Here is a 7855-nt window from a genome sequence, read left to right on the forward strand (position 1 = left end):
CGGTGGTTTCTCCCCAAGGCATGGTAAGGATTCCGTCTGTTGGGACGGGGGAAGTGTTACCTATGTCTTCGTACGGGTGTTACCTTTGTGTCCGGTCTGTACACTTGGGGCGCAGGGGAGGGAGTACGGCTGCGGCCGGATTGGCCGTTTCAGGCTGCTTTGAGACATTGCAGGTGAAACAAAACGGCCGTCTTGCGGATTGCAGGACGGCCGTTTTGGCGGGTATTGCGGTTTTTCAGGCTGCCTTTGCGGGCGCGATTATAGGAAATCGGGGCAGCCTGAAAACCATACCGAATAACTAATCCGAAAGTAGGATTGCGTGTTTGGCGTTTTCAGGCTGTTTGTTTCCGCGCGCCGTCAGCGCGTGCCGTTGCGGCGGCGTACGAGCTGCCACGGGCGGATAAGGTAGAACGCGCTGGCAAAGCCGCTCCACACATGCACCATGCGGGTAAACGGGAAGATAAAGAAAAAGGTCATGCCCATGAAGATGTGCAGTTTAAACAAAAAGTTGGCATCTTCGATATAGCCTGCCGCGCCGCCTCGGAAGGTTACGATGTGCTGCGCCCACTGCATGAGTTTGACCATTTCGTGGCCGTCGAGGTGTCCCATGCTGACGAAGATGGTGGAGAGGCCGAGCAGCAGGGTGATTAAAATCCAAATCAAAACGAGTTTGTCGCGCCAGGTGCTGTTGATGCTGATGCGGTCGATTTTGAAGCGGCGTTTGATCAGGATAATCAGGCCGATCAGGGCGGTGGTGCCGAAGATGCCGCCCATGGTCATGGCGAACACTTGTTTTGCGCTGTGGCTCACGCCGATGGCGTCCCAAAACCACAGCGGGGTGAGCAGGCCGAACAGGTGGCCGCCGAATACGGCGAGCACGCCGACGTGGAACAAGACGCTGCCCAAGCGCAGCTGGCCTCGGTAGAGCATTTCGCTGGAATCGCTTTTCCAAGTGTATTGCTCGCGGTCGAAACGCATCAGGCTGCCGAGAAAAAACACGGCCAGGCAGATGTAGGGGTAAACGCCGAAGAAAAACTGGTGGAAGGTATTGAGTTCGTTCATGGTGGTTCCTTTTCAGACGGCCTTATGCGGGGCGGCCGTTGGGGTAGAACTGTACGGTCTGCACGCTCGGTTTGAGCAGCGGCTCGATGCCCTGCACGTCGGGGCCGAAGGTTTCCATCGCTTCGTCCATGTCGCGCACGGGCGGCTCGGTTAAAGGCTGCGGCTCGACAGGGCTGAGGGATACGGCCGTCTGAAGCAGCGCGGCGTAGGGCGAGCCGTAGGCCGTGAGGTTTTTGCCGATGTGGTTGATGACGTGCACCGCGTCGCCCAACAGTTTTTCCGCGTCTTCGGGCGGGATGTGGGCGAAAAATTCCAACAGCGCGGGCAGGTAGTCGGGCAACTCGTCGTCGCCCAGCTCGAAGCCGTAGCGGCGGTATTCTTCGAGTAAATCAACCATCGCGCTGCCTCGGTCGCGGTCTTCACCGTAAACGTGCTCGAAGATATAGAGCGCGTGCTGGCGGGTGCGGTCGAACACCAGCACATAGTCTTCCTGCAATTCGCGCAGGCTGCGGCTGCCCAAATGGTCGAGCAAGGCCTGCAACGCGGTTTTGTGCGGTGCAAGCTCCGGCCATTCGTTTAAGGCCGTCTGAAACTCCGGCAACGCTTCGATAAGGTCGGCTTCGGGGTAACACATCAAAGCCGACAGCCATTTGTAAACCATCGGATTGGCGGCCATCAGCGTACTCCTTCTTCTTTGTTTTTCTCGATGTCTTTGCGGCGGTCGAAGAAGATAATCGGCGTGCCTTTGCGTTTGCCGAACAGGCTCTCCTGCGTGAGGCCGTCTGCATTGTCGCCGGAGCAGCCGTTGCCGAAGCTGAAGCCGCAGCTGGCTTTGTCTTCAAAGCTGTTTTCCACCATTTCTTTGTGCGAAGTGGGAATCACGAAGCGGTCTTCGTAGTTGGCAATCGCCAGCGTTTGGTACATATCTTCGACCATGGCGGGGGTGAGGCCGGTGCCGTCGAGGGTTTGTTCCAGCGTTTCGCCTTCGACCACCTGGCCGCGCTTGAAGCGGCGCATGGCAATCATGCGCTCCAAGGCTTCTTTCACCGGCTCGACTTTGCCTGCGGTTAAAAGGTTGGCCAAATAGCGCAGCGGGATACGCATTTCGTCAACGCTGGGGATAATGCCGTTTTCGCCGATAAAGCCGTTTTCGATGGCCGACTGGATGGGCGAGAGGGGCGGTACATACCAAACCATCGGCAGGGTGCGGTATTCGGGATGCAGCGGGAAGGCGATTTTCCAATCCACGGCCATTTTGTACACCGGCGATTTTTTCGCCGCGTCAATCCAGCTTTGGCTGATGCCCTGTTTCAAGGCTTCGCGCTCGACTTCGGGGTCGTGCGGATTCAGGAAAATACCGAGTTGGGCTTCATACAAGTCCTGCGGGTCTTCCACGCTGGCGGCTTCTTCGATGCGGTCTGCGTCGTAGAGCAATACGCCCAAGTAGCGGATACGGCCGACGCAGGTTTCCGAGCAGATGGTCGGTTCGCCCGCTTCGATGCGCGGGTAGCAGAAAATACATTTTTCGGCTTTGCCGCTGACCCAGTTGTAGTAGATTTTTTTGTAGGGGCAGCCTGAAATGCACATACGCCAGCCGCGGCATTTGTCTTGGTCGATCAACACGATGCCGTCGTCTTCGCGCTTGTAGATGCTGCCGGAGGGGCAGGAGGCGACGCAGGTGGGGTTCAGGCAGTGTTCGCACAGGCGCGGCAGATACATCATAAAGGTCTGCTCAAACGCGCCCATCATTTCTTTTTGGATGCCTTCAAACAGGGTGTCTTTGGCGCGTTTTTCAAATTCGCCCGCCAAATCGTCTTCCCAGTTGGGACCCCATTCGACTTTGTCCATTTTCTTGCCGGTAAGCACGGAAATCGGCCGCGCGGTGGGCGGGGTTTTCATTTTCGGCGCGTTTTGCAGGTGCTCGTAGTCGTAGGTAAACGGCTCGTAGTAGTCGTCGATTTGCGGCAGGTTGGGGTTGGAGAAGATGTTGGAGAGGATTTTCAGACGACCGCCCTGCTTGGGCACGAGTTTGCCGTTGGGCTTGCGTACCCAGCCGCCTTTCCATTTTTCCTGGTCTTCCCAGTTTTTCGGAAAGCCGATGCCGGGCTTGGTTTCGACGTTGTTGAACCAGGCGTATTCCACGCCGTCGCGCGATGTCCAAACGTTTTTGCAGGTAACGGAGCAGGTGTGGCAGCCGATACATTTGTCGAGGTTGAGCACCATGCCGACTTGCGCTCTGATTTTCATATGGGTGTTCCTTGTGGTTTTGTGTTCTGTGTTTTCAGGCTGCCTTTAAGGCCGTCTGAAAAGGTTTGGTGTGCTACTTCGGCGCGGCTTCAAAGCCTGCGCGGGGGCTGATAACGGAAACAAGGATGCAGTCCTCTTTGGCATCCGCCCTGTTGCGCGCGCCGTGTATCTGGTGCAGGCCGACGATGACGCTTTCGCCCGCACGGATGGTGCGGCCGCTGTTTTCGTCGTCGAGCAGCTCGGCTTCGCCTTGCAGCACGATCCAGATGTCCACGCCGTGCGGATGGCGGTGGGCGGGCAGGCTGGTGCCGGGCGGTATCTGCCACAGCACCATATTGTCGTGGCGGTCGTGGTGCAGCACGGTGCGCACGGATTCGGTGCCGCCGTCTTTGAGGTAGTCGGCAAAACGGATGATTTGCGGGATGTGCATGATGTTTACTCCTTTATTCGGCGTTTTCAGGCTGCCTTTCAGACTGCTTTGTTAAGGCAGCCTGAAAGGCAGAAGCTGAAATTACAGGGCGTTCGGCTCGGCTTTTTCGCTCTCTTCGGCCGGTTCGTCCATCCAGTCGATGTCTTTCATCTTGCGCACAATCACCCACTCGTCGCGGTTGGAACCGACGGTGCCGTAGTAGTTGAAGCTGTAGGCCAATTGGGCGTAGCCACCGATCATGTGCGTGGGGTTCAACACCGCTTTGGTTACGGAATTGTGGATGCCGCCGCGTTTTTTGGTGGTTTCCGCGCCCGGGGTGTGCACCAGTTTTTCCTGTGCGTGGTACATCAGAATCATGGTTTCGGGGATGCGCTGGCTCACAATCACGCGGCAGGCAATCGCGCCGTTGGTGTTGAACACTTCCACCCAGTCGTTATCCACCAAGCCTGCTTTTTTGGCGTCGATTTCGGAAATCCACACATGCGGGCCGCCGCGCGAGAGCGTGAGCATGCGCAGGTTTTCCGAGTAGGTGCTGTGGATGCCCCATTTTTGGTGCGGCGTCAGGAAGTTGAGCGTGATCTCGGGGTTGCCGTTGGGCATTTTACCCAACAGTTTTTTGGTGGTTTTGGTGTCCACGGCGGGGCGGTAGGCGCAGAAGCCCACGCCGAAATCGCGCATCCATTTGTGGTCTTGGTAAAACTGCTGGCGGCCGGTCAGGGTGCGCCACGGAATCAGCTCGTGTACGTTGGTGTAGCCGGCGGTGTAGCACACGGTTTCGCTTTCCACGCCCGACCAAATCGGCGAGGTCACGATTTTGCGCGGCTGGGCGACGATGTCGCGGAAGGCAATGTGGGTGTGCTCGCTGGCGTTGATCAGATGGGTGTGGTCGCGGCCGGTAATATTGCCCAGCGCCTGCCATGCTTTTTTCGCCACATGGCCGTTGGTTTCGGGCGCGAGAGTCAGAATCATCTCGGCGGCGTCGATGGCGGTTTCGATTTTCGGCTGGCCTTTGCCCACGCCTTCGGCACGCACGCCGTTGAGTTTGCGCAGGTATTCGACTTCGTGCTTGGTATCCCAAGCCATGCCTTTGCCGTTGTTGTTGACCTTTTCCAGCAGCGGGCCGATGGACGTGTATTTTTCATAGATGGCGCCGTAATCGCGCTCGACTACCGTCATCGCGGGCATGGTTTTACCGGGAATCGGCTCGCACTCGCCCAGTTTCCAGTCTTTCGGGTCGAAAGGCTGGCCGAGTTCCTGCGGGCTGTCGTGCATCAGCGGGGTGAGCACGATGTCTTTGCGCACGCCCAGATAATCTTTGGCCAACTCGCTGAATTTTTTCGCCAAGCCTTTGTAGATTTCCCAGTCGGAGCGGCTCTGCCACAGGGGCTGCACGGCTTCGGTAAACGGGTGGATAAAGGGGTGCATGTCGGAGGTGTTGAGGTCGTTTTTCTCGTACCAGGTGGCGGTGGGGAAAATCACGTCGGCATACAGGCAGGTGGTGTTCATGCGGAAATCCAACAGCGTGAACAAATCCAGTTTGCCTTCCACGGGCGGACGCTGGGTGACTTCGCTGGGCTTGAGGCAGTCTTCTTCGTCGCTCATCAGGCCGTTTTGCGTGCCCAGCAGGTATTTGAGGAAGTATTCGTGGCCTTTGCCGGACGAACCCAAAATATTGGAGCGCCAGATAAACATATTGCGCGGCCAGTTTTTCGGGTTCTCGGGGTCGTCGCACGACATATTCAGGCTGCCTTCTTTTAAGCCTTTGACCACATAGTCCACCGGATTCATGCCCGCCGCTTCGGCCGCGTCGGTTACATCCAGCGGGTTGGTTTCCAGCTGCGGTGCAGACGGCGTCCAGCCCATGCGCTCGGCTTTGGCGTTGTAGTCGATCATGGTCAGGCGGCGCATGTCGTCTTTGGCATCGGGCGAGAGCAGTTCGTCGGCGGCCAGCGTTTCGTGGCGGTATTGACCGGTGTGGCCGTAGAAGAACGAAGTGCCGGCCATTTGGCGCGCGGGGCGGTGCCAGTCGAGCGCGAAAGTCAGCGGCGCCCAGCCGGACTGCGGACGCAGTTTTTCCTGTCCCACATAATGGCACCAGCCGCCTCCGGACTTGCCGATGGTGCCGCACATCATCAGCATGTTGATCAGGCCGCGATAGTTCATATCAAGGTGGTACCAGTGGTTCAGACCCGCGCCGACGATGACCATCGAGCGGCCTTGGGTGTCGTGCGCGTTTTGTGCGAACTCGCGGGCAACGCGGATCACCAGTTCGGGCTTCACGCCAGTGTGTTTTTCCTGCCACAGCGGGGTGTAGGGTTTGTCGTCGAAATAATCTTTGGCGACGTTTTCATCGTCCAAGCCGTTGTCCACGCCGTATTGGGCAACCAGCATGTCGAACACGGTGGCCACCAGGCGGGTAGAGCCGTCGGCCAGGCGCACGCGTTTTACCGGCACTTTGCGGTAAACCTTGTCGCTGTCGTATTCGCCGCCGAAATAATCAAAGCCCACGCGCACCACATCATCGGCATGGTTTTTCAGCGACAGCGCGGCTTTCACGTTGTCCTTGCCTTGGGCTTTGGTTTCCAGATTCCATTTTTGGCTGCTGTCCCAGCGGAAGCCCACCGAGCCGTTGGGCACAACCATGCTGTCGGAGGTTTCGTCCCATACCAGGACTTTCCATTCAGGGTTTTTCTCTTCGCCGAAATTGTCGTCCAGCTGCGAGGCGCGCAGGGTGTATTCGGGTTTGTAGTGCTCGCCGTCTTCCTGCAGGCACACCAATACCGGCATGTCGGTCAGGCGGCGGCAGTAGTCTTGGAAGTATTCAGACGGCCTTTCAATGTGGAATTCTTTGAGAATTACATGACCCATCGCCATCGCCAGCGCGGCATCCGTGCCCTGGCGCGGCGCCATCCAGATGTCGCTGAATTTGGCCATTTCGCCGAAGTCCGAAGAGATGGCCACGGTTTTCGTACCCTTGTAGCGCACTTCGGTGTAAAAGTGGGCGTCGGGCGTACGGGTCATCGGGATGTTGGAACCCCAAACCAAGAGATAGTTGGAGTTGTACCAGTCGGCCGATTCGGCCACGTCGGTCTGCTCGCCCCAAGTCTGCGGGCTGGCGGGCGGCAAGTCGCAATACCAGTCGTAAAACGACAGCGGCACGCCGCCGATCAAGCCCAGATAGCGCGCGCCGGAAGCGTAGCTGATCATCGACATCGCAGGAATCGGCGAGAAGCCGACAATGCGGTCGGGGCCGTAGTTTTTGATGGTGTAGCAGTTGGCGGCGGCCACCATTTCATAGGCTTCGTCCCAATTCGAGCGCACGAAGCCGCCCAAACCGCGCTGGGATTTGTAGGATTTCGAGCGCTCGGGATCTTCAACAATCCATTTCCACGCTTCGATCGGGTCTTTGGTTTTGCGCGCTTCACGCCACAATTCGGCCAGCGCGCCGCGCATCATCGGATATTTGATGCGCTGGGCGGAATACACATACCAGCTGTAAGAAGCCCCGCGCGGACAGCCGCGCGGCTCGTGGTTGGGCAGATCCGGGCGCGTGCGCGGATAGTCGGTTTGCTGGGTTTCCCAAGTGATGATGCCGTTTTTCACGTAAATCTTCCACGAGCACGAACCGGTACAGTTCACGCCGTGGGTGGAGCGGGCGATGCGGTCGTGCGCCCAGCGGCTGCGGTAGGCGTTTTCCCATTTGCGGTCTTCGTCTATCAGTACGCCGTGGCCGTCGGCAAAGGGTTCGCGTTTGCGCTTGAAAAAGGTCAGACGGTCTAAAAAGAGGCTCATTGTGTATTCCTTAGTTTGCTGCGGATTTGTTTGGCTGTGTTGCAGGCGGCTTCAGGCAGCCTGAAACACCTTATCCGTTATGGCACGGAATGGTAAGGGAAACACAGGCCGAAAAAAATGCGCCGAAAGGGGCGCGGCGCTAGGGCGTAAGCAGGGGAGGGGGACTTGCTTTGGAAATAGCCCAAACTACTCCTTTAGTATTAGTCAGACATGGCGGCGGGCTAGGGTCTGTTGACATTCAAGCCAGCCTTAAAACCGTAGCAGCCAGATAAATGTTGGCAGCAAAAGATTCATCCGTCTTTTCACAACGCATCGCAATCTTTT

The 7855-nt window shown here is 57.6% G+C and carries 5 protein-coding genes; all 5 read right to left on the bottom strand.

The features are described from left to right. Positions 1-357: 357 nt before the first annotated feature. Entirely contained in the window at positions 358-1062 is a 705-nt protein-coding gene (gene narI, locus ACLD9W_RS11550) for a respiratory nitrate reductase subunit gamma (RefSeq protein ID WP_410842155.1), read from the bottom strand. Positions 1063-1084: 22 nt separating this feature from the next. Further along, entirely contained in the window at positions 1085-1738 is a 654-nt protein-coding gene (gene narJ / locus ACLD9W_RS11555; RefSeq protein WP_410842156.1) for a nitrate reductase molybdenum cofactor assembly chaperone, read from the bottom strand. Next, positions 1738-3309: a nitrate reductase subunit beta gene (gene narH / locus ACLD9W_RS11560; protein ID WP_410842157.1), complete on the bottom strand. Its 1572-nt coding sequence runs from the start codon at positions 3307-3309 to the stop codon at positions 1738-1740. Before narH ends, narJ begins: the two co-directional genes overlap by 1 nt. A 73-nt stretch (positions 3310-3382) precedes the next feature. After that, positions 3383-3739 (bottom strand): cupin domain-containing protein, encoded by a 357-nt coding sequence (locus ACLD9W_RS11565; protein WP_410842158.1) that lies wholly within the window; start codon positions 3737-3739, stop codon positions 3383-3385. 81 nt (positions 3740-3820) lie between these two features. Beyond that, positions 3821-7531: a nitrate reductase subunit alpha gene (locus tag ACLD9W_RS11570; protein WP_410842159.1), complete on the bottom strand. Its 3711-nt coding sequence runs from the start codon at positions 7529-7531 to the stop codon at positions 3821-3823. Between the last annotated feature and the right edge of the window lie 324 nt (positions 7532-7855).

This window comes from Neisseria sp. WLZKY-1, from assembly GCF_046546535.1.
In the GTDB taxonomy this organism is placed as follows: domain Bacteria; phylum Pseudomonadota; class Gammaproteobacteria; order Burkholderiales; family Neisseriaceae; genus Neisseria.